Source organism: Helicobacter salomonis (genome assembly GCF_900197775.1).
GTDB classification, from domain to species: Bacteria; Campylobacterota; Campylobacteria; order Campylobacterales; family Helicobacteraceae; genus Helicobacter; species Helicobacter salomonis.
The window spans coordinates 14,341-34,783 of record NZ_FZMA01000001.1; the positions used below are offsets into that span (position 1 = coordinate 14,341).

The 20,443-nt window shown below is 47.2% G+C and carries 18 protein-coding genes and 1 tRNA gene; 5 read left to right on the forward strand and 14 right to left on the reverse strand.

What is annotated here, in order from left to right; translation table 11 throughout:
* Window positions 1-6: 6 nt before the first annotated feature.
* The 6 genes from murI to C6H04_RS00105 form a co-directional block, all read right to left on the reverse strand.
* Window positions 7-792, reverse strand: a complete 786-nt coding sequence (gene murI, locus C6H04_RS00080) for a glutamate racemase (protein ID WP_104731975.1) — start codon at window positions 790-792, stop codon at window positions 7-9.
* Window positions 792-2,093: a transcription termination factor Rho gene (gene rho / locus C6H04_RS00085; RefSeq protein WP_013469104.1), complete on the reverse strand. Its 1,302-nt coding sequence runs from the start codon at window positions 2,091-2,093 to the stop codon at window positions 792-794. Before rho ends, murI begins: the two co-directional genes overlap by 1 nt.
* Window positions 2,094-2,223: 130 nt before the next feature.
* Entirely contained in the window at window positions 2,224-2,991 is a 768-nt protein-coding gene (gene fliR / locus C6H04_RS00090) for a flagellar biosynthetic protein FliR (protein ID WP_104695519.1), read from the reverse strand.
* Window positions 2,992-3,066: 75 nt separating this feature from the next.
* Entirely contained in the window at window positions 3,067-3,696 is a 630-nt protein-coding gene (gene rpe, locus C6H04_RS00095) for a ribulose-phosphate 3-epimerase (protein ID WP_104731976.1), read from the reverse strand.
* A gap of 16 nt (window positions 3,697-3,712) precedes the next feature.
* Window positions 3,713-3,789 (reverse strand) — tRNA-Ile (locus C6H04_RS00100).
* On the reverse strand, window positions 3,751-4,890 hold the full coding sequence (locus tag C6H04_RS00105; RefSeq protein ID WP_199767059.1) for an FtsW/RodA/SpoVE family cell cycle protein: 1,140 nt from the start codon (window positions 4,888-4,890) through the stop codon (window positions 3,751-3,753). Before C6H04_RS00105 ends, C6H04_RS00100 begins: the two co-directional genes overlap by 39 nt.
* Before the next feature lie 96 nt (window positions 4,891-4,986).
* Between C6H04_RS00105 and C6H04_RS00110 the strand changes: the two genes are divergently transcribed.
* Window positions 4,987-5,760, forward strand: coding sequence for a sulfite exporter TauE/SafE family protein (locus C6H04_RS00110; RefSeq protein WP_104732001.1), 774 nt, complete (start codon window positions 4,987-4,989; stop codon window positions 5,758-5,760).
* Between the two features lie 24 nt (window positions 5,761-5,784).
* Here C6H04_RS00110 and C6H04_RS08295 read toward each other — a convergent pair whose 3' ends face one another.
* A complete protein-coding gene (locus C6H04_RS08295) occupies window positions 5,785-7,908 on the reverse strand; it encodes a methyl-accepting chemotaxis protein (protein ID WP_104731977.1) in 2,124 nt (707 codons plus the stop codon).
* 367 nt (window positions 7,909-8,275) lie between these two features.
* Between C6H04_RS08295 and C6H04_RS00120 the strand changes: the two genes are divergently transcribed.
* Genes C6H04_RS00120 through C6H04_RS00130 form a run of 3 tightly spaced genes read left to right on the forward strand, consistent with a single transcriptional unit; the run spans window position 8,276 to window position 10,803 of the window.
* Window positions 8,276-9,199: a DMT family transporter gene (locus C6H04_RS00120; protein ID WP_233711793.1), complete on the forward strand. Its 924-nt coding sequence runs from the start codon at window positions 8,276-8,278 to the stop codon at window positions 9,197-9,199.
* Window positions 9,196-9,609 (forward strand): CoA-binding protein, encoded by a 414-nt coding sequence (locus C6H04_RS00125; RefSeq protein ID WP_104731978.1) that lies wholly within the window; start codon window positions 9,196-9,198, stop codon window positions 9,607-9,609. The genes C6H04_RS00120 and C6H04_RS00125 overlap by 4 nt, the downstream gene beginning before the upstream one ends.
* A 57-nt stretch (window positions 9,610-9,666) precedes the next feature.
* Complete coding sequence (locus C6H04_RS00130; RefSeq protein ID WP_233709747.1) at window positions 9,667-10,803, forward strand: hypothetical protein; 1,137 nt, start codon at window positions 9,667-9,669, stop codon at window positions 10,801-10,803.
* Here C6H04_RS00130 and prpB read toward each other — a convergent pair.
* Genes prpB through C6H04_RS00165 form a run of 7 tightly spaced genes read right to left on the reverse strand, consistent with a single transcriptional unit; the run spans window position 10,800 to window position 19,443 of the window.
* A complete protein-coding gene (gene prpB, locus C6H04_RS00135; RefSeq protein ID WP_104731979.1) occupies window positions 10,800-11,675 on the reverse strand; it encodes a methylisocitrate lyase in 876 nt (291 codons plus the stop codon). The genes C6H04_RS00130 and prpB overlap by 4 nt on opposite strands.
* A 9-nt stretch (window positions 11,676-11,684) precedes the next feature.
* The gene (gene prpD / locus C6H04_RS00140) at window positions 11,685-13,151 is read right to left on the reverse strand and encodes a 2-methylcitrate dehydratase (RefSeq protein WP_104731980.1); all 1,467 of its coding nucleotides are present in this window, start codon (window positions 13,149-13,151) and stop codon (window positions 11,685-11,687) included.
* A gap of 43 nt (window positions 13,152-13,194) precedes the next feature.
* Window positions 13,195-13,869 (reverse strand): YggS family pyridoxal phosphate-dependent enzyme, encoded by a 675-nt coding sequence (locus C6H04_RS00145; RefSeq protein ID WP_104731981.1) that lies wholly within the window; start codon window positions 13,867-13,869, stop codon window positions 13,195-13,197.
* Complete coding sequence (locus tag C6H04_RS00150; RefSeq protein WP_104731982.1) at window positions 13,856-15,703, reverse strand: menaquinone biosynthesis decarboxylase; 1,848 nt, start codon at window positions 15,701-15,703, stop codon at window positions 13,856-13,858. The genes C6H04_RS00145 and C6H04_RS00150 overlap by 14 nt, the downstream gene beginning before the upstream one ends.
* Before the next feature lie 3 nt (window positions 15,704-15,706).
* On the reverse strand, window positions 15,707-17,284 hold the full coding sequence (gene serA, locus C6H04_RS00155; protein WP_104731983.1) for a phosphoglycerate dehydrogenase: 1,578 nt from the start codon (window positions 17,282-17,284) through the stop codon (window positions 15,707-15,709).
* 8 nt (window positions 17,285-17,292) lie between these two features.
* Window positions 17,293-17,769, reverse strand: a complete 477-nt coding sequence (locus C6H04_RS00160) for a hypothetical protein (RefSeq protein WP_104695508.1) — start codon at window positions 17,767-17,769, stop codon at window positions 17,293-17,295.
* Window positions 17,770-17,778: 9 nt separating this feature from the next.
* Window positions 17,779-19,443 carry a 30S ribosomal protein S1 gene (locus C6H04_RS00165; RefSeq protein WP_199766054.1) on the reverse strand — a complete coding sequence of 555 codons (1,665 nt, stop codon included), beginning with the start codon at window positions 19,441-19,443 and terminating at the stop codon, window positions 17,779-17,781.
* A gap of 69 nt (window positions 19,444-19,512) precedes the next feature.
* Between C6H04_RS00165 and C6H04_RS00170 the strand changes: the two genes are divergently transcribed.
* The gene (locus tag C6H04_RS00170; RefSeq protein WP_233710460.1) at window positions 19,513-20,325 is read left to right on the forward strand and encodes a glycosyltransferase family 2 protein; all 813 of its coding nucleotides are present in this window, start codon (window positions 19,513-19,515) and stop codon (window positions 20,323-20,325) included.
* Window positions 20,326-20,443: the final 118 nt, after the last annotated feature.

Below are 20,443 nucleotides of genomic sequence, written 5' to 3' on the forward strand. Positions count from 1 at the left end.
AAGACTCTAAGCATTCTGGCAAGAAGGGTAAAGAGCTGAACCCAGCCACGCCTCAGCTTGGATGCAAAGCGCATTTACATCTCCGCTGGCAAAAAAACGCACTTGGGGGGGAGCAGTGAGGGGTGTGAGGCGGTGGCTCTCTTGTAGGTGGTGCACGATCGCATCTCCAGAATGCACTAAGATACAGGAGCATTTAAAACGCTCTTGAAAATACCTCTGCAAACTAGGGGCGATAAAGGGAAAATGCGTGCAGCCCAAGATAATCGCTGCAGGCGCATGTTCGATGGCTTGAAAATAATGTTGCATGCACGCTTGCAATAAATCCCCCTCTAGCACTCCCTCTTCAATTAAAGGCACGAAAAGCCCTGTAGCTAAACTGTGCACATTAATATAACCGTGCGCGTGGAGTTGCTGGGCATATTGGCCTGAAGCAATAGTGGCGCGTGTGCCTAGCACCAAAATAGGCGTGTGCTTGTCTTTGAATTGTTGCGTGATGGCTAGAATGCCCGATTCAATCACGCCCACAATGGGGATAGAAGAATGCGCGCGCATCACCTCTAGGGCTAGGGAACTTACCGTGTTACACGCCACTAACAGCATTTCAATTTTATAAGGTTTAAAAAATTCTAAAGCCTCTAGGGCAAAGTGCTCGATCGTAGCCTTGTCTTTAGGTCCATAGGGCACGCGCGCAGTGTCACCATAGTAGATAATATCTGCAAACAAGCGTGCCTCTAAGACGCTTTTAAGCACGCTCAAACCCCCCACCCCGCTATCAAAAACCCCTACGCGCACTAAGAACCTTGATTCATCAAGTCCAAAAATTCGGCATTGTCCTTCGTAGTTTGCATTTTAGAGTAGATAAAGTTCAGAGCTTCCACATCGTCCATTTGCTGCATCACATTGCGTAGAACCCAAACTTTGGTGAGCTTATCCTTGCCCAGCAAGATATTGTCTTTACGCGTGCCCGATTTGAGCACATCAAAGGCGGGGTAAATGCGCCGATCGGAAATACTTCTAGCTAATACAATCTCGCTATTGCCCGTGCCTTTAAATTCCTCAAAGATCACCTCATCCATGCGCGATCCGGTTTCAATGAGAGCAGTAGCGATAATGCTCAAACTCCCCCCCTCCTCGATATTGCGCGCCGCGCCAAAAAAGCGCTTAGGGCGGTGCAAGGCGTGCGCGTCCACGCCCCCACTCAACACCTTACCACTAGAGGGGGTAATCGCGTTGTAAGCACGGGCTAAGCGGGTGATCGAATCTAGTAAAATCACCACATCTTTACCCATTTCTACGCGCCTTTTAGCCCGCTCTAGCACCAATTCGGCAATGCGCACATGGTTATGGGAGGGCAGATCAAAAGTCGAGCTAAAGACTTGGGCACGCACGCTGCGTTGCATGTCCGTAACCTCTTCGGGACGCTCATCTACTAATAAAATAATGAGCTCCATTTCTGGGTGGTTGGCGGTGATCCCATGGGCCAACTCTTTCATCAACTCGGTTTTACCCGTGCGGGGCGGGGCGACAATGAGGGCGCGCTGTCCCTTGCCAATGGGGCTAAAGAGATCGAGCATACGCCCGGTTACTTTAGTGGGTTCGTATTCCAGCTTGATCTGCTCGGTTGGGAAGAGTGGAGTTAAGTTATCAAAGAGAGGGCGATTGCGGATTTCATCTAAAGGGAGATAATTCACCGCCTCAATTTTGAGCAAAGCGTAGTATTTTTCTTGATCTTTGGGGGCGCGCACTTGACCGGTTACAATATCTCCATTGCGCAGGGCAAAGCGTTTAATTTGGGAGTGGCTCACATAAGTGTCATTCTGATTGTCTGAAAAACTCCCATCCATCCCTCTTAAAAAACCATACCCCTCATTGGACATCTCTAAAATACCCGTGAAGAGAATATAGCCCCCCTGGCTAACCTGATTTTTGAGGATTTCAAACATCAAATCTTGGCGTTTGTATTCTTGAGGGTTTTCGACTTTGAGTTCGTTGGCAATTGCTAAGAGTTTCTCAGTGGGTTTTGCGCGCAATTCCTCGATGCGATACCCACTCACAGGGGTATGGGTTCTTTGTTTATGTTGCTCGTGAGCCATTAAAATCCTTAGGGGCGGATGGGGTCAAGCCAAACCTACGCTGATATTTTTAAAATTTAGGGAAGCGATCAAAGAACCCACTCTAACATAGCTAAAATTACAAATGGCTTATATTGGCAGGGGTTGGAGCCTAGAATAATTTGGCGAGCAGTTGAAAGGCATCTAGGAGGTGATCCTTAAAGCGGTGTATTATGGAACCTAAAACCATAATAAGCCCAATGAGCGCGATCGCAATTTTAAGAGGAAAACCGATGGCCAGCAGGTTAAACTGAGGGTGTGTTTTCATAATCATGCCAAACACCACATCGCTCAACATGATTAGGGCGAGAATAGGAAAAGCCATGCTAAATCCTATGCTGAACAGGTAGGCGAATGCCTTGACACTCGCTTTAGCGACATCAGCTGAGAGCACAAAACTCCCCAAAGGCACTTTTTGCAAACTGTGTTGCACCCAAAGAATGATGAAATGATGCATGGAAGTTTGGAGCATAACCAAAATTGCCAAGAGCAAAACCACTTGCCCCACGATGGCTTTTTGCGCACCCGAAATGGGATCGTAAGCGCTCGCCATTGTCAAACCCATCGAAAAACTAATGGTGTCCGTGGCAAAGGCTAGAGTGCTGAAAACCAAATGCAGAAAGAATGAGGCGCATAGCCCTAGCAAGAGTTCTGAAAGCAGGGCAATGAGAAATTCTTGTGTATTGAGATTGAGAGGAGTGTGCGAGATAGTGGGGTAAAAGACTAAGGCTAGGAAAAACCCTAGAACTCCCCGCACCGACATGGGGACCAAATTATTGTCAAAAAAAGGGAAAAACGCCATCACCCCTGCAAGGCGCACGAAAAGCAGCCAAAACCCCACCACATTCTGATTTTGCATCCATACAAGCCAATCAAGCACAGAAAACGATCCTAGCCCTCATGGCGCAAGAACCCGCCACCAAACTAGGAACTTGCGTGTAGGTAAACCGCATATTCAAGAGCGCAATTTGCAAAGCGCTTGGGTGGGATCGCTGTGCGTGAAAAGGTAGTTGCCTACCACAAGCATATTAGCCCCACAGACACGCAACAAGGGGGCATTATTGGCATTAATCCCTCCATCCACTTCCAAGACACCTTGATAGTGAGGAAAACGCGTTTTGAACGCTTTGAGCTTATCTAGGATAAAGGGCAAAAAACTCTGCCCTCCAAAACCCGGATTGACGCTCATGAGCAACACCAAGTCTAAATCTTGCACAATATAATCCAGCCCACATAGAGGTGTGGCCGGGTTTAAACTTACACCTGCTTTGATACCTAGACTTTTGATATAGTGCACACTTCTGTGTAGATGAGGCGTATTTTCTATGTGCAAAGTGATAAAAGTGGGTTGCAAGTCCTTGTAGAGATCCACAAAGAAGAGAGGATTTTCTACCATTAAGTGGATATCTAAGGGTGTGTTAAACACCTTGTGTAGGTCTTTGAGCACACAGGGTCCAAAGGTGAGATTGGGCACAAAATGTCCATCCATCACATCGATGTGGAAAAAATCCACTCCCCTAACTCTTTCTAAACTGGTTTGGAGGTTGAGAAAATCAGCACTTAAAAGACTGGCGGCAATGTGCATGTGGAATCCTTAAAGCTGGTGGATTCTGTAGGACTTGAACCTACGACCAATCGGTTATGAGCCGAGTGCTCTAACCAGCTGAGCTAAGAATCCCTTCTTCCGAGCGGGGCGATTATAACCAAAACCGAATTTAAAAGCAAGTAGATTTTCAAAGATGCCAAAGAGCGCGATGAAAGTGATAAAACTGCTGCCCCCATAGCTAAATAAGGGTAGGGGCAGGCCTACCACGGGGGCTAAACCCAATGTCATCGCTACATTCACACTGGTGTAGACAAAAATCAGAATCGCAATGCCAGCCGTGATAGCCTGCAGGAAATAATCTCTTGGATCGCTTCTGAAATAGGCTAGAAAATGCAACACAAAGCCCATGTAAAAGCTCAATAATAAAAACGCGCCCAAAAATCCAAAGCGTTCTACAAAATAGGCAAAAATAAAATCACTGGTAGCGATGGGTAGAAATTTGAGTTTAGCCTGCGTGGATTCTTCTTGGGATTTGCCTAGGAATCCTCCAGAACCAATGGCGATGATGGACTGGCGGACATGGTAATTGGGTTTTTCAGCGATAAAATCGTGAATACGCTTTTTCTGATAATCATGTAAGGAGCTATAGATGAGTGGAGAGGCGATGGCAAAAACTAACCCTAGAGTGATCCAAATCTTGGGGTGCACGCCCACCAAGAAAAGCACTCCAAAACCCATGATCAAAATGACCAACGCCGTGCCCAAATCAGGCTGTTTTAGGATCAAGACACAGGGGAGTACAATGTAAAAACTCAACTTGCCAAAAGTTTTCCAGCCATACCCTTCACTGGGCACGGGATTGGCGCGGATCAGATGAGCTAACAACAATAAAATGGCGATCTTGACGGGTTCGCTAGGTTGGAAAGAGATGGAGGTGTCTGGAATGGTCAACCAACGTTGCGCGCCCAGCTTGCTCGTGCCCATGATATTCACCAGCAATAATAGAACAATACAAATCCAATAAAACACATGAAAACTGCGATCCAAGCGGCGGAAGGGGATGAAAAAAGCTATCCAAAAAACTCCAAAAGCCAAGCCAAAATAAATCCCTTGCTTGAAACTCAAGGCACCATTGGCTTCGTGGATGAGAAAAGCAGATAAGCCCATGAGGGGGAGCAAGAAGAAAAACAAGAGGAAATCAAAATGCGTGAGCATGCGCCGGTCGAACATAATTTGCATGGCATTAGCATAACACAAACTCGCTTGATTGTAATTCAAGGGCATTGGTCTTGGATTGCCTGATTGAGCCATAAAAATTTAGAGGTATGTATGGAAGTATTTTACTTGGGGTTGTTCTTGCTGTTGGGAGGGATCACTGGAGTGCTGTCGGGATTTTTTGGTATTGGGGGAGGCATGGTGATTGTGCCCATTATGTTACTGCTTGGACATTCTTATGAGAGTGCAGTGGGAATTTCAATTTTACAGATGGCTTGCTCATCTATCGTGGGGAGTTTGGCCAATTTCAAAAAGGGGCTTTTAGATGTACGCACAGGAATTTATGTCGGACTTGGAGGGATGGTTGGAGCGAGTTTTAGCGGACTTATTTTACGCAGTTTTTCGCATAAAATGCTCTTGGGAATATTCATTTTAGTAACATTATATTCCTTTATACGCTTTGCTTTTAAATCCAAAAATCCCCCTGCGTCTTTAGAGGGCCTCCACACTCTAGGACTTAAACAAAAAACCCTCTTGCTGGGTATTGGCGCGCTCACTGGAGTGTTTGCCATTAGTTTAGGCATTGGGGGAGGGGTGCTAATGGTGCCTTTGCTGGCTTATTATCTCAAAATCCCTGCCAAGCAGAGCGTGCCATTGGGACTGTTTTTTGTCATTTTCTCTTCCATAAGTGGGGTGATCTCTTTAGCGCGCCACGCACTCTTCAATTTGCACGATTTGCAATGGGGTTTGATGGTAGGACTTGGGAGCGTGGGAGGAGTGATGGTAGGTGTAAAGCTCATGCCCTCAGTGAGTGCTCTGTGGCACAGACGTGCGCTCTTGGGTGTTTATGCTTGCGCGATCGCAGTCTCCATTTACAAGTGGTTTTGAGCTGCACACAACTGAACAAGATTGCTAAAACTTTTTCTTGTTTACATCGTCCAAAATTTCTTTAGCAATGCTATTGACCTTTTGAGTGATCTCATTAGTGCTATGAGCGATTTGGGCATTTTCTTGCGCCACAACCTCTAGTTGCTCGACGGTTTGGTTGACTCGTCCGATGCCTGTTGCTTGTTCTTGGATATTAAAAACAATTTCATTGATGCTTTGGACCAGCAGGTTGGCATTAGCTTCTATCTCCCCTAGAGATTTGCCAGTTCTCTCCGCCAGCTTTCTAACTTCATCGGCCACTACTGCAAATCCCCTCCCATGTTCGCCCGCGCGCGCAGCCTCTATGGCAGCATTTAGGGCGAGCAAATTAGTTTGGTCAGCAATATCCTTGATAATCCCAATAATGCTCTTAATCTCTTCAGCCTGCTTGGTGATCTCTGTAGTTCTTGCACTCGTGTTTTGTATAGATGTGGTGATCTCCTCAATTTGTTTGGCAGTTTCTTCTAGGGAGGTGTATTGTGAGGTGCTGCTCTTAGAAAGAGTTTGCATCGCTTCTTTTAAAGCCTCACTCTGTATAGACAATTCCTTAGCGAACTGGGAAGATGCGTTGAGCATCTTGCGCATGTCCTGACCCAACATGTTAGTGGTGATTTCTACAGCACCTTTAGCATCAGGAATTTTAGCCGTAAAGTCAAAATTCTTGTATGCCTCAAAAACCGTGTTGATTGCGTTCATATTGCTCCCCACTTTGTCTTGCAAAGTATTGAGCATAGTATTCAACACATCTCTGAGTTCTTTAAGCTGGGGATTAGCAGGGATTTGCGTGATTCTAGCACTTAAATCGCCTGCCTCTACGGCTTTGGCTGTGCTGACAGATTGGGACACCGCCTGCTTGTCTTCATCCAAAGAAACTTGAATTTTTTGAATATTGGTATTGATAGCATTGACCATCTGCCCTAATTCGTCCTCACTCCGAGGCTTCAAAAGTTTTGGAGAGGTGTTTTCATGGTTTAAAAACTTGAAGAAGGAGATCAGGCCCTCCAATACCATGGATAAACGCGCGGAGATAAGCCTATTGGCCAAGAGTGCCACGCACACCCCAGCGATAATGAGCGAAAGACATGCGGTGATGATGATAAGCCGCGTGAGTTCATCCCTGGGTTTGAAGATAGAATGCTTGGGTGTGACGATAAAAGCTGACCAAAACTGATCGAGATCGCGCCAAACTTTGAAATTCACGAGTCCGATAAAGGCCTCCTCGTGTCTAATGTTGATATAGGGAAACACTCCATCTTTATGCTCTCGCATGGCTGACAGAGCAGCCTCTGTCAAGGGTCCCGGATTAACCTCAATCAATGGCTTCCCAATCATTTTAGCGTCAGGGAAGGCGGCAACCTTACCTGCAGAGGAGATCACAGCAATGATGTCACCCTGATAAACCGAACTCGTCTTATCTAAAATAATATCGTGGCGCATCTTAGCCAAATTGACGACCAAGCTGATGAACCCTATGGCTTGTTCTTGCTCATCTCTAATGGGTACGGTGATCAGAGCAGCCACTGCGTCTACACCTGCAATCTCGATGTGCATGGGGTCGCTGAGCGTCTCTTTATTGTCGTGCAAAGCCTGTTTGACATGGGTGTTGTTAAAGACATTCATGGTTGCTTGGATGGACAAAGGAATAATCCCGCCTATACGGTCTGGATCGGTGTCTTTGAGAGCCAAGTAGAATCCTTGGGGAACAGGATGGTTGGCATGATTAAGTCGGGGGGCAAGTTTTCCATGTTCTTGTGCATCTTTAAAAACAGAGCGTGGAAGATAGAGGAAGCAGTAGTCTGACCAGTTAGCTTCATCAAAAGCCGTGCGGACAAAGGTAGTCAACACATCTTGATATAGAGAATCATTGGCGATAGAGGTTTGAATGGTTTCGCGCAAGGTTTCTAACAGGGCAAAGCTTTGGTTGAAGGAAGGGATGATGCGGTTAGCATGTCTTTTGGCGACATTGTAAAGCGTTTTGTAAGCCTCTGCCTGTAGAGTCTTGGAAGATTTGTAAGCCGTGATCCAAGAGAGCACGATGAAAATGAGGAGAAGAACCCCAATGACTAGGGCAACGAGCTTTGTCCCAATCTTGAGATTTGACAGACGCATGGTTTATCCTTCCTTAGATACCGGATGTCTCATTCCAGCTTGATCAAAACTAGATAGGGGCTTCAATGGGGCATACAAAAACCTTATATGTTGATTTCTAATACATCCCGCCGGGTCTAAAGCCTGTAGGACCACACCATCCTAGAGCTTACATGTCAGCGGGACCTTATGAGCTCTCTTCCAAGAGTTGATGCCCCAACTCTATAAGGGCATTATATTATAGAAAATAAACAAAATGCCAAATATCCTCACATTCAGAAACTAAAGGCTGTAGGGAGTGCACTAAAAGCCAGCCGCTCCTACATAGGCTGTATTCATTAATCTATGCTAACATGGAGGTTATTTCTCGTGGAGATTTTTACGCATTGTGAGAGATTCGAATTTAAATGTGCGCTTGGGGGTGTTCTACATGGCCTTAAGTGCGTTGAGCTTTGGAGTACTCAATGCGCTCATTAAAATGCTGGGTTCTTATTACTCGCCCCTAGAGAATGTCTTTTATCGCTCCTTTTTCATGCTCTTCTTTTTGTGGGGGCTTTACTATATCAAACCCTTTTCTTTTAGAGCGCACAAACCCGGCGGACTCCCTTTGTTGATCTCTAGGGTTTTCATCGGGCAAGTGGGCATGATTTTGATCTTTTACAATATCGCCAACATGGACTTGGGTAGCGCGATTGCCTTTAGCCAAAGTGGGCCTATCTATGCTATCTTCATCGCGTGGTGGGTGCTTAAAGAGCGCATTACTTGGCAATTAGTGCTCTCAGCACTCTTGGGGATTTTTGGGGTGGGTTTGGTGGCTGACCCGCACACTAGCGGTCTCTCTTGGGGGTTGGTGGTCTCAGGGGTGTTGAGCGGCTTGATGATGTCCTGTGCCTATGTGAGTTTGAATAAACTCAAAGAGTACTACGATGGAGGATTTGTGATCGTGGTCTTTTCGATATCTCTAACACTGATGAGCCTAGCTCTCATGTTCTTTAACATTCCCCCCTTTGCCTCAGGCTACCACCCCCTGCGCTTTGAGGGGGTGTGGTGGCACTGGGATTTGTGGCTTCTAATTGGCACGGGTTTGAGCGGGGCTTTAGGGCAGTGTTTTATAACTAAGGCTTACATGATTGCCCCAGCCGGGCTCATCTCACCCGTGGATTACACCCGTTTACTCTGGGCAGTGCTCTTTGGTATGCTCTTGGGCGACCCGCCCTTGCACACCCTGCAAATTTTGGGCATGGGACTCATCGTGCTCTCTGGGATTCTCATCGTATTAGAGAGTAAAACTAAAACAAAGGTAAAAACATGAACGCACAAGCTTTAGACTTACTTCTAAAAAGCCATTATTTAGGAATTGTGGGCTTAAGCCCCGATGCGCACAAAGACAGCTACAGGGTTGGGGCTTATTTGCAGGCACAGGGATACCACATTGTGCCTATTTATCCTAAGACAGATACGCCCATTTTAGGTCAGGCTGTCTTTGCTACATTACAAGAGGCACAACACGCCCAGCCATTGGATGGAGTGATTATCTTTAGAAAATCTGAGGCAATTTTGCCCCTAGCCCAAGAGTTTTTAAATCTCACGCCCCTCCCCAAATTCTTTTGGATGCAATTGGGCATTACAAACGCCCAAGCCCAAGAATTATTACAAGCACATGGTGTGGTGGTGGTACAAAATCATTGTGCCCTCATCGAGCATCGCAAAACACAAGGCTAGACAATTCTCCCCTCCAGCGCGTCCAGCCCTCTTTATAGCCGCCTCTTGGGTCTGCTTGTGTTAGTGAGTTTAGTGCTAGGGGCGATCAAAAGCTTGGAAATTTCCATTAGCTATAAAGAAGCCCTGCTCTATTTCAGCGTGCCCAGTTTTTGGTTGGATGCCCTTTTATTGGGGGCATTGCGTAATTTTGTAGGGGTTCTAGGTAAATCCCTTCCTCATGACTTAGCTTTGCGTCTACCCAGCCTGCTCTTGCACGCGCTTAACCTCGTCTTACTCTATCAATTAAGTCTTAAACTCCAACCCAAAAAACCCTATGATCCTCTTTTAAGTGTGCTCACCTTTGCACTCCTTCCGGGCGTGCAGCTAGGTGCAATTCTCTTGGGCAAAGTGAGCTTGCTCTTCACTCTAGCCCTCTCTAGCATGCTCTTATTCCACACACGCATTTTCTACGCTCTCATTCCCCTGCTCGCCCTCTTTGATCCAAGCTGTATGGTCCTACTCACCGCCCTTTTTCTCTACGCGCTCAAACACCACTATCGTCTTAAAACAGGGTTACTGGGACTAGCTTTGGCATTCAATGTCTTTTACTTCAAACCTGTTTTTGGCATGCCTCAGGGCTTTTTTTTAGAAACACTCTTTGTGATGTTTGTGCTCTATTCCCCTTGTTTATGCCTCTACTACCCTTATGCGCTTTATGCACAGGTGATTAAAGCGCGCCAACAAGATAGCCTGGTAGGCATGGTAGGCGCAGTGGGTTTTTGTTTGCCCTTGCTGCTCTCCTTACGCCAAGAAATTAGCCCACAATTCTTGGCTTATGGGGTGCTGGGCATTCCAGTATTACTCAACCATGCTCTCTCGAGCATCCGTGTGCACCTACCCCTCTTTCGCACCCATTACCGCATCCGCTATAGTTTGGTCTTTGGCACTCTACTTTTAGAAAGTCTGTATTTATGGGGGGGGTATAACCCTTTCGTGCGCACACACTACATTGCTAAAGAATTAGCCTTAGAATTGCAAGCGCGTGGGGTGCAACGCATACACACTTTTTCTCCTAAAATGGCGCTACGCCTGCGTTTTTACGGCATCCAAGAGGGGGGAAAAACTTTCCTCCTTGAATCCAACAAACTCGGAGACATTAACATTACCTACAACCATCAAATAGTCGCCAGCTACAATCTCGTGCATAAGCCCTAGTCTTTGCGTGTTAAGAGCGCGTCCATCTGGGCTTCATAATCGTAGTAATGGAGCATATTATAAAGCTCCTCGCGAGTTTGCATGCGCGCGATCAAATCGCGCTGTGTGCCCTTGTCTTTAAGGTCTTGATAGACTTCTAAGGCAGCTTTGTTCATCGCCCTAAAGGCACTCAAAGGATAGAGGGCCATTTGCACGCCCGCGCTCTTAAGCTTCTCAAGACTAAATAAAGGGGTGCGTCCAAATTCGGTAAGATTGGCCAAAATAGGCACATGTAGAGCTTTAACAAAGGCGCTATATTCCTCCAAACTCTCTAAAGCCTCTGCAAAGATCGCATCTGCGCCCGCTTGCACATAACTTTGTGCGCGCGCAATGGCAGACTCTAAACCCTCCTTAGCGCGTGCGTCCGTGCGCGCAATCAAGTAAAAATATGGGTCTAATTGACGCGCATGGTGGGCTGCCTGCAAGCGATCGCACATTTCTTGGGTATCTACACATGCCTTATTGGGGCGGTGTCCACAGCGTTTCGCACTCACCTGATCTTCAATATGCGCTCCTGCTGCTCCACTTTTAATGAGCTGGGTGATCGTTCTAGCGATGTTAAAAGCATGTCCAAAACCTGTATCTGCATCTACAATCAAGGGAGTATCACAGATCGCACAGATGCGCCGCACATCAATACACACCTCTTCTAAACCCGTGATCCCCAAGTCTGGCAAGCCATAAGACGCGTTAGCTACCCCTGCCCCTGAAAGATACAAAGCCTTGTGCCCCACTTGGGTGGCTTGCAGGGCTTGATACGCGTTGATCGTGCCTACAATTTGTAGGGGTGTGTGTGTGGCTAAAGCTTCTCTAAAGCGTTTTCCTGCACTCATGCATGCCTCCTAGAGGGCAAAGAGATCGCTAAAGCTATCAAAATCCATGTGCAATAACGCCTCCTCGTGGAACACAATTTCTTCAATCTGGCTAGCGCGTTTGGGGGCATACACCCCTCTCAAAGCCTGTTTGAATTTTTGATAGAGCAAAGGCAACCCCTCCTCGCGTCGGAATTTATGCCCAATGGGATAGTGAATCTCTAACTTTTGGGTTTTACTCCCATCCTTAAAGAATACCTGCAACGCGTTAGCAATGGAGCGTTTGGTGGGGTCTAGGTACTCGCGTGTATAGCGATCGTCCACTTTGACCTCACTGAGTGCTCTGAGCGTATCAATGCGCGGATCAGACGCACTTACATCGCTGTAGGAATGCTCGTCCAACTCTCCGTAAATGAGCGCGTAGGCAACCATGTATTGGATGCAGTGATCGCGATCGGCGTAATTATGCAGTTCCCCTTCCTTATTGATAATGCGGTGTCCGGATTCTTGAGTAGTGATCTCAATTTTTACAATGTCGTCTAGTCTGTCTTTGACCTCAGCATGTAATTTGAACGCGCATTCTACAGCAGTTTGGGCGTGGAATTCCGCAGGAAAAGAAATTTTAAAGAGTACATTTTCCATTACATAACTAGAAAACTCTTGGGGAATGTGTAACGCTTCGCCCCTCTCCTGTTGGTTTTTCATGAAGACATCTTGATAACCCCAGTAATGCGCGCTTAGAGCTGATGGATAACCCATCTCCCCACTGAGGGCTTTGAGGGCTAAATCCACGCCCCGACTACTCGCATCCCCCGCTGCCCACGACTTCCTAGAGCCCGTGTTGGGGGCGTGGCGATAACAGCGTAAACTTCCCCCATCCACGAAGGCATTAGAAACTCCATTGCGCACCTCCTCAAAGCTCCCTCCTAATAGCCCAGCACTCACCGCCGTGCTAGCAATACGCACTAACAAGACATGATCTAATCCCTCCATGTTAAAGCAATTTTCCAAAGCTAGGACTCCCTGAATTTCATGGGCTTTGATCATTGCGCTTAAAATCTGTTTAACCTGCAAGGGTTTTTGCCCCCTAGTGCGCCTCTCTCTACTCAGGTAATCCCCCAAGCCCCAAATTGCTCCTAGATTGTCTGAGGGGTGTCCCCATTCAGCCGCTAACCATGTATCGTTGAAATCCAACCAGCGCACCATGCATCCAATGTTAAAGGCCGCGCGGATGGGTTCGAGCTGGTAGGCAGTTCCTGGAACTTTCGTGCCTAGAGGACGCAATTGTGCGCCCGGAACACTGGGGCCTAGCAATTTAGTGCATTCAGGGTGTTTTAAGGAGAGCAGAGCGCAGGCAATGGAGTCGATCAGGCATAGCCTAGCGCTCTGGTAGGCGAGATCGGAGGTAATTTCATAATCCACCACATAACGCGCGATGGTGGAAAGCAAAGTGTCAAATTCAGGTCTAGCGGTTTGTAAAGTGCCCATGTGTGCCATGTATGTCCTTAATGTTGAGATGAAAAATTATAGCCCACGAATTTTAATTCGCAAAGAGAGCTTGCCCAATACGCACCATGTTGGCTCCATAAGCAATCGCGCACTCAAAATCTGCGCTCATGCCCATGGAGAGAATAGAGGCGTTAGGTAAAGTATCGAAAATATCTTTGGCCTGCGCAAAAGCGCGCTCTAGGGCTTGGGCGTGGCTGAAGCTGGGGGTAGCTGGGGGGGTGGGACCAATTACCATCATGCCCTTGAGGTGGATATGCGGGCAGGTTTGATTAATACGGGTGTAGATTTCTAGGGCTTGCTCTGGGATCACCCCGCTTTTAGTGTGTTCTTTAGAGATATTGACCTGTAAGAGGGCATTTAGGGTGTCTGTGCTGCGCGCTTCTATGGCTTGGGCGAGTTGTAAAGAGTCTAGGGCGTGGAATAAAAAGGGTTTGAGGGCTAGGAGCTTGTTAATTTTATTGTGTTGCAGAGAGCCTAGCATGTGCCACTCTAGGGGCAAGCTCTCCAGAGCGCTGGATTTGCTCTGTAGGTCCTGCACCTTGTTTTCCCCAAAGGCGCGTTGCCCACAGGTATACAGCGCGCGCACCTGTTGGGAGGTAGCGTATTTGGACACGGCGATGAGTTGCACAATATGGTGGCGATTGTAGTTTAAGCGGGCTTTTTCAATGCGCTTAATGATCTGATCCAAGCGTTTAGCAAAACTCATGCGACTCCTTAGTGCTGGGGGAGTTGTAGATATGGTAGCGGTGGTAGATAGGATCATCTAAAGGAGGAATGAGTCCTAGATTAGATAATTTTTGCAAGACTTCTAGGCTGCAATCGGTCTCTAGGGGCCACTCTCGAGTATGCCCCTCTAGTGCGCTTTTATCTGTGGCATCCAAGAACACTAGTCCCTCCTCTATCTTGAGATCGCGTTTGGCATCTAAGTTATTGGTGATGCGCCAGAGTAACATATAGGGATTGTTGAGATCGTTTTTAAGCGCGTCCACAAAGATGATAATGCTTAACGCGCTTTGCAGGTCTTTGAGTCCATGCACCGCGTTTAATAAGGGGCGCGTTTTTTGCACCCCCACCACACAAAGGGGGTTAGCGGTGTGGATGCCATATTGTCTTAGGATCAGGGCTTGGGGCAACACCGCTTGCATGCGGGCTAATAGCACGCTATCTTCCAAGATACAAGGAGTCTTAGAGCTAGGCATGGTGGCATCAATGCCTAATTTCCCCCCAAAGGCAAAGTTAGGGCTGGCATGATCGAGCGCGTCGCACACCCCCTCGCTCACCACAAGCTTATGTGGATCAAAGTGGTTTAAAATATGGGCAAAAATAGCCGGGTAATCTTGCAAACTGGGGGCATTGGGGCCGACAAAAATGGCGTGCTTGACAAAACTCATCTGTCCCGTACCCCAAAAGTGGTGCATGATTTGGCTGGCATGTGCGGGGTAGCTGGGCGCAATTTGGGCTAAAATCAGATTGTGAAACACTCCATTTTCGGGCATGTGGTAGTCCAAAAGTCCATAAGTGCTTTTTTGAATCAGAGGTAAAAAGAGCCGTTCGGTCAAATAGCCCATGTATTTGTCTTCTAAAGGGGGTTTGCCCACCACGCAGGCGAGATAAATAGGGTCAGGTTTGATTCGTAGCATACTCACTTCTAAGAGCGGGTAGGGCTCTTGAGGGGTATAAAAACCCGTGTGATCCCCAAAGGGACCCTCTAAGCGCATCTGTTCTGGGTCTACCCAGCCCTCAATAATAATGTCCCCATCACGGGGCACGCAAATAGGATTGGTGCGCGAGCGCATCAGATGAGCGCGTTTACCCCTGAGCAAACCATAGAGCCATAGCTCAAACATGCCATGGGGCAAAGGTGCTTGCCCACACCAAGTATAGAGTGGATCACCTCCAATAACAACACTCACGGGCATTTTACGCCCCACTCGCTTATAGGCATGAAAAAAGTGGTTGCCATCCTTGTGGATTTGCCAATGCAGGCCTAAATGATTCTTGTCATAGACCTGTAAGCGATATAGTCCCAAATTTTTGTGTGCCCCGTCTAAACTTTGGGTGTAAATCTGCCCCATTGTGATGAAAGGAGCGGCATCCCTCTCCCAAGTGGTGAGAATGGGCAGGTCGTAGAGGTTGACTTGATCGCTAGTATAGTTGATGTGATCAGTGGGTTTATTAGAGATTTTGGGGAAAATATGATAGAGGGTTTTGAGAGTTCTAAGCGCGTGCCAAATTTCTTTAAGGTTTTTGGGTTTTCGCGCACTGAGCAAAGCCTCTAATTGGACACAACACGCACTAATAGGCTTGCCCAAGACGAGCTCCATGCGCCTAGAGGAACCAAAAAGATTAATGAGCACGGGTATATCAAAATGCTTATTATTTTTAGCATCCATGGGTTTTGTGCATAAGAGAGCTTTACCCCCTTGGGGTTTTTTGGCTTCTAAATAGGCTAAATGGGGGATTTCTAAGTGAATATCTAAGGGGGTTTCTAGGGTCTGTAGCTCCCCTAAGCTTTCCAACTGGGTAAGAAAGGCGCGCACGCGTTAAATGCAGACCAAGCAAGCGTGCAAGCAATGAGGGATTTGTTGGAGTGCGTGTAAAATGTCTGCACTCACAGGCGCATCTACCAAAATCACCGCTAAAGCTTCTTGCTTGTCATTGCGTCCCAACCTGAAATCTGCAATATTAATTCCATGTTTACCCAAAGTCTGCCCCACATTCCCCACTACTCCGGGCATGTCAGTGTTTTTAAATAAAATCATATGCCCATGGGGTTTAATATCCATCTCAAAGCCGTTGATATTAGTGATTTTGAGTAAATTATCTGCAAAGATAGTCCCGCTCACCTGGGTGGTTTGTGTACAAGTAGTAAGCTGGAGCGTGATCGCATTGGTGTAGGGCGTGGCGTTATCTAAGGCGCGCGTGCTAATGGCAATCTTGCGCTCCTTAGCGATGAAGCGCGCATTTACTTCGTTAATTTTATCACCTAAGGTGGGTTTGAGTAGTCCTAAAAGGGCAAATGTGAGTAGGGAATCTGCGTATTCGCGCACCGGCCCGGCTACAATGAGTTCCAGCGCGTCAACAGCATCTTTGTTGATCTGTGCAGAGAAAAAGCCCAGCTTTTGAGTGAGTTGCAGATAGTCCTTGGCATAGGGGGGCATATGGGATTTGATGGAGAGATTGAGTGCATTAGGATAACTACTGCCTCTTAGAGCTTGGATCACAGCTTGGGCGGCTTCTAGGGCGATTTGTTCTTGGGATTCCAAAGTATTGGCCCCGATGTGGGGTGTTGCATAGACATTGTCTAAATCTAGCAGAGGATTATGAGTGGCAGGCTCTTTGCTAAAGACATCTAGGCCCAACCAACGCACTTTTTTAGAACGCAGTGCCCCTAAAAGGGCCTCTTCATTGTAAAGCCCGCCGCGTGCGCAGTTGATGAGAATGACCCCTTCTTTCATTTGGGCGATCTGGGGCGCGTCGATGATGTTGATAGTTTCTTTGTTTTTAGGAGTGTGGATGGTGATACAATCACAGGCCAAGATATCGTTAAAATCCGTGGTGTAGTGCACACCCAAGTCTGTGGCCTTAGATTTATGGATATAGGGATCGTAGGCGATCACCTCCATCCCAAAGGCAAGTGCGCGCACCCCCACGCGCGAACCGATATTCCCAAAGCCAATAATACCCAACTTCTTGCCCTTAAGTTCTGTGCCATACCAATCCTCACGCCTCCAAATTCTCTCAGATTTAAGTTGTGCATTGGCACTGGGAAGATAGCGCACGGCGTTGAGCAAATGTGCCATGGTGAGCTCCACGGCTGCGATGGTGTTGGCTGTGGGCACGTTCATCACCACGATTCCCTGTTGGGAGCACAGATCGATATTGACATTGTCCACACCCACCCCTGCACGCACGATGGCCTTAAGCTCAGAGGCGTGCTCGAGTATAGGTGCATCAATGGGGGTCATGCTCCGCGTGATAAGCGCGTGGGCATTTTTGAGTGCACAAGGCAATGCCTCTTTAGGGGTGCTAGAGTGATCTAAGAGCTCTAAATCTGTCTGTGCCCGGAGCAGAGTGCTACCTGCAGGGTGGATGGGATCGCAGATGACAACTTGGGGCATGGTGTTCCTTAATTGAGTTGATAGGGGATTTGGTAATAGCGCAAATCGTCCAAAAAAGCTTGACGCATGGGAGAGTTAGGCAGATAGATAATCAAAGTCGTGGTGTGCCCTTTTTTATCGGTAGCAAAATCGATGTGCTTCTCTTTTAGAATTTCGTGTAGACAGAAAAATTTGTAGGCATCCAAATTGCGGATAAAGAGTTTCTGCACCTGTGCGCGATCACGGAATTCTAAAGTGACGCGACGTTCCAAGACAGGGTAGTCGAAATCTTTGACTTCTGGAATGTTGTCAATTACCTTGGAATGGGGAAGGTTCAAAGATTGAGATCGAGCAAGGCTTAAGTTGAGATCAGTAGAGGTGCGCGGAGAAGAGGGCGGGGACTTGACATGTCCGAGGTAAAATTTATAACCCATATCTGCAATGACTAAAAGTACAGCCCCCGTCACGACCAAAAAAACCGCAAGCCTAAAATGCCGCTTCTTCATCGCTTAAAATCAAAATTTGCCGATGAGCTTGTCCCCTAAAGTCATTTTATCGCCCTCAGCATTGAACGCTTGTAATTGTTCACGCTCTTTTTTATGCTCCAAACGACGCACGGAAGCGCGTGCCTTGTGGGTGACCTTGTCAAGAGAAACAAGCACGCTCGTAATCTCCTGCCCCATGGTGATTTCCTCTTTTTTGAGCGGGGATAGGTCTTCGTTTTTAATTAAGATGTCAATATTATCCACGCGCACGAATACTCCAAAGTCTTTAATGTTCACCACACTGCCTTGAATGACATCACCCACCTTGTGCTGCTGGGCAAAAGCCTCTACGGGAGAAGGTCGCTTGAACTTCATCTCTAAAGAAATTTTTTCGTCTTCCCTATTGATGCGCGCGATTTTGGTCTGCACCACATCACCCAGTTTGAAATGATCCTTGCACTTTTGGTCGGGTTCCCAAAAAGCGTCCTTATTGTGCAACAAACCATCCACACCCCCCAAATTGAGGAAAGCTCCAAAATCTGTCAGGCTCACCACCTTGCCCTCTACCAAATCTCCTACTCTGTGTTTGGAAACGAATTCATTGAAAGGTTTGTCAGAAAGCTGTTTAAGAGAGACACGCAAACGGCGGTTTTTGCTATCAATTTCGATGATCTTGACATCGATTTCTTGATCTAGCTCCAGGTAATCTTGGGGGTGTTTGACATCTTTATTCCAAGAGATTTCTGAAATATGTAAGAAACCTTCAATGTCATTGCCAATATCCACAAAGGCTCCATAGCTCTCGATACTGCTCACGACAACTTTAATCGCATAACCTACCTTGAGCTTGCTCTGAATCTCCTCCCAAGGGTCTTCCACCGTGGCTTTAATGGAGAGGGAAAGCCGCTTCTTCTCTTCATCATAAGCAATCGCTTTCACCTGCACCTCATCCCCTTCCTTAAAATGTTTTGCAGGATTGGCTGAACCACGGTGCGTAATTTCGCTGTAATGCACCAGCCCCTCCACGCCGTCCACTTCCACAAACACTCCAAAGCCCGTAATGCTTTTGACAACACCCCTACAAACTGCTTGGGATTCCATCAATTTCTTAGCGCCCTCGTGCTGCTGCTTGTCGTGTACATCAAAGAAGCGCTTGCGAGACACGGCAATGGAGCCCGCCTCCTTATCTATGGAGGTAATACAAGCCTTGATATGCTTGCCAAGGTGTTTGCTATCGCGCCGCAAAGAGGACTGAGATTTAGAGAGGAAATACTCCGCTCCCTCCTTGTCAGCCAAAATATACCCCCCTTTGTTTTCACGCACTACCCTGCCTTCAACCACCTTATCTTTGTAATTTTCTCCCAATTGAGCAATCTTGGCCTGCACTTTGTCGTAAACAATTGCACGCTTGTAAGAGACGCTGGGGCGTTCGCCTCTCTGGGACACATAGACACGAATAGGGCTGTCCACACCAAAGAGTAAATTCCCCTGTGCATCTTTGATTTCCTCCAAAGAGAGTCGCCCTTCCGTCTTACCTCCCACGCTCACCATGGCATAGTTCTCTGTCTGGTTAATCGAAACTACAACACCCTCTTTGACCATGCCCTTCTGTTCTGTCTCGTCCTCTTTGCCCATATTGTCCATGTATTGCTTGAAGACTTCAGACTCGTCCAAAGATTCCAACTCTTGATTCATCAACAACCTTGCTAAAAAATTCAGGCTATTGTAGCCTTTATTTACTTATAATTACCAAAAAGAATGCCTATGTCCTTGCCCTTTGTGCGCGCCTATTTCAACAAGGTCTCTTTGGTGATCACCACCTATAATCAGGAGGCACGCTTACAATTGGTCTTAGATTCTGTGCTCCATCTAGCCTGCATGCCCAATGAAGTGCTGATTGCCGATGATGGTAGCACGCCCAAGACCCGTACACTCTTAGAAAATTATCAGGCTAAATTCCAAGCTAAAGCCCTGCCCTTGATTCATGTGTGGCAGGAAGACCTAGGTTTTCGCGCGGCCAGGAGTCGTAATAACGCTATCATGCGCGCCATGGGGGACTACATCATTATTATAGATACCGATATGATCTTGCACCCTTATTTTATCTACGATCATCTTTGCTTCGCGCGCCCTAAAACCTTATTGCAAGGGGGGCGTGTAATTCTAACTTCTGCTGAGAGTCAAGTGATGTTGGATCGCCAGGATTATACTCTAGCCATTGACAAAAAAAGCTACAAGAATCACCGTCAGTTAACCCTAGCTAAACTCTTTTATATCTTTAGTGTGCGCACTTGTGAGCCTAATACCTTGCTCAAGGGGGTAAGAAGTGCCAACATGAGTTTTAGCAAAGCCGACTTTCTAGCTATCGAGGGATTTAATGAAAATTTTGTAGGTTGGGGCAGAGAGGACAGCGAGTTCGTGGCGCGTTTTCTGTTTAACACGGGGGTGATGAAACGCCTGCGCTTTTGCGCGCTGGCCTACCACATTCACCACCAAGAAAACAGCCGCGCTAGCTTAGAAGCCAACCACGCGCTTTATTTGCAAACTTTGCAAGAGCGCAGAACTAGCTGGCGGTGAACAGCTCCCCCGTGAAAGGGGAGATTCCTAGCTAAAACACTCCAACGGACACCAACCCGAAAGACTTTGCACTTTATAGCCCGCTCTGTTAAAAACTCTTGCTCAACATTGCCAATGC

What these genes read in the sequence shown, in the direction of transcription:
- C6H04_RS00165 (WP_199766054.1), bottom strand. Translation starts at nt 19,443, where the DNA reads ATGAATCAAGAGTTGGAATCTTTGGACGAGTCTGAAGTCTTCAAGCAA.
- rho (WP_013469104.1), bottom strand. Translation starts at nt 2,093, where the DNA reads ATGGCTCACGAGCAACATAAACAAAGAACCCATACCCCTGTGAGTGGG.
- prpB (WP_104731979.1), bottom strand. Translation starts at nt 11,675, where the DNA reads ATGAGTGCAGGAAAACGCTTTAGAGAAGCTTTAGCCACACACACACCC.
- C6H04_RS00160 (WP_104695508.1), bottom strand. Translation starts at nt 17,769, where the DNA reads ATGAAGAAGCGGCATTTTAGGCTTGCGGTTTTTTTGGTCGTGACGGGG.
- C6H04_RS00170 (WP_233710460.1), top strand. Translation starts at nt 19,513, where the DNA reads ATGTCCTTGCCCTTTGTGCGCGCCTATTTCAACAAGGTCTCTTTGGTG.
- C6H04_RS00145 (WP_104731981.1), bottom strand. Translation starts at nt 13,869, where the DNA reads ATGAGTTTTGCTAAACGCTTGGATCAGATCATTAAGCGCATTGAAAAA.
- C6H04_RS00110 (WP_104732001.1), top strand. Translation starts at nt 4,987, where the DNA reads ATGGAAGTATTTTACTTGGGGTTGTTCTTGCTGTTGGGAGGGATCACT.
- rpe (WP_104731976.1), bottom strand. Translation starts at nt 3,696, where the DNA reads ATGCACATTGCCGCCAGTCTTTTAAGTGCTGATTTTCTCAACCTCCAA.
- C6H04_RS00125 (WP_104731978.1), top strand. Translation starts at nt 9,196, where the DNA reads ATGAACGCACAAGCTTTAGACTTACTTCTAAAAAGCCATTATTTAGGA.
- serA (WP_104731983.1), bottom strand. Translation starts at nt 17,284, where the DNA reads ATGCCCCAAGTTGTCATCTGCGATCCCATCCACCCTGCAGGTAGCACT.
- C6H04_RS08295 (WP_104731977.1), bottom strand. Translation starts at nt 7,908, where the DNA reads ATGCGTCTGTCAAATCTCAAGATTGGGACAAAGCTCGTTGCCCTAGTC.
- prpD (WP_104731980.1), bottom strand. Translation starts at nt 13,151, where the DNA reads ATGGCACACATGGGCACTTTACAAACCGCTAGACCTGAATTTGACACT.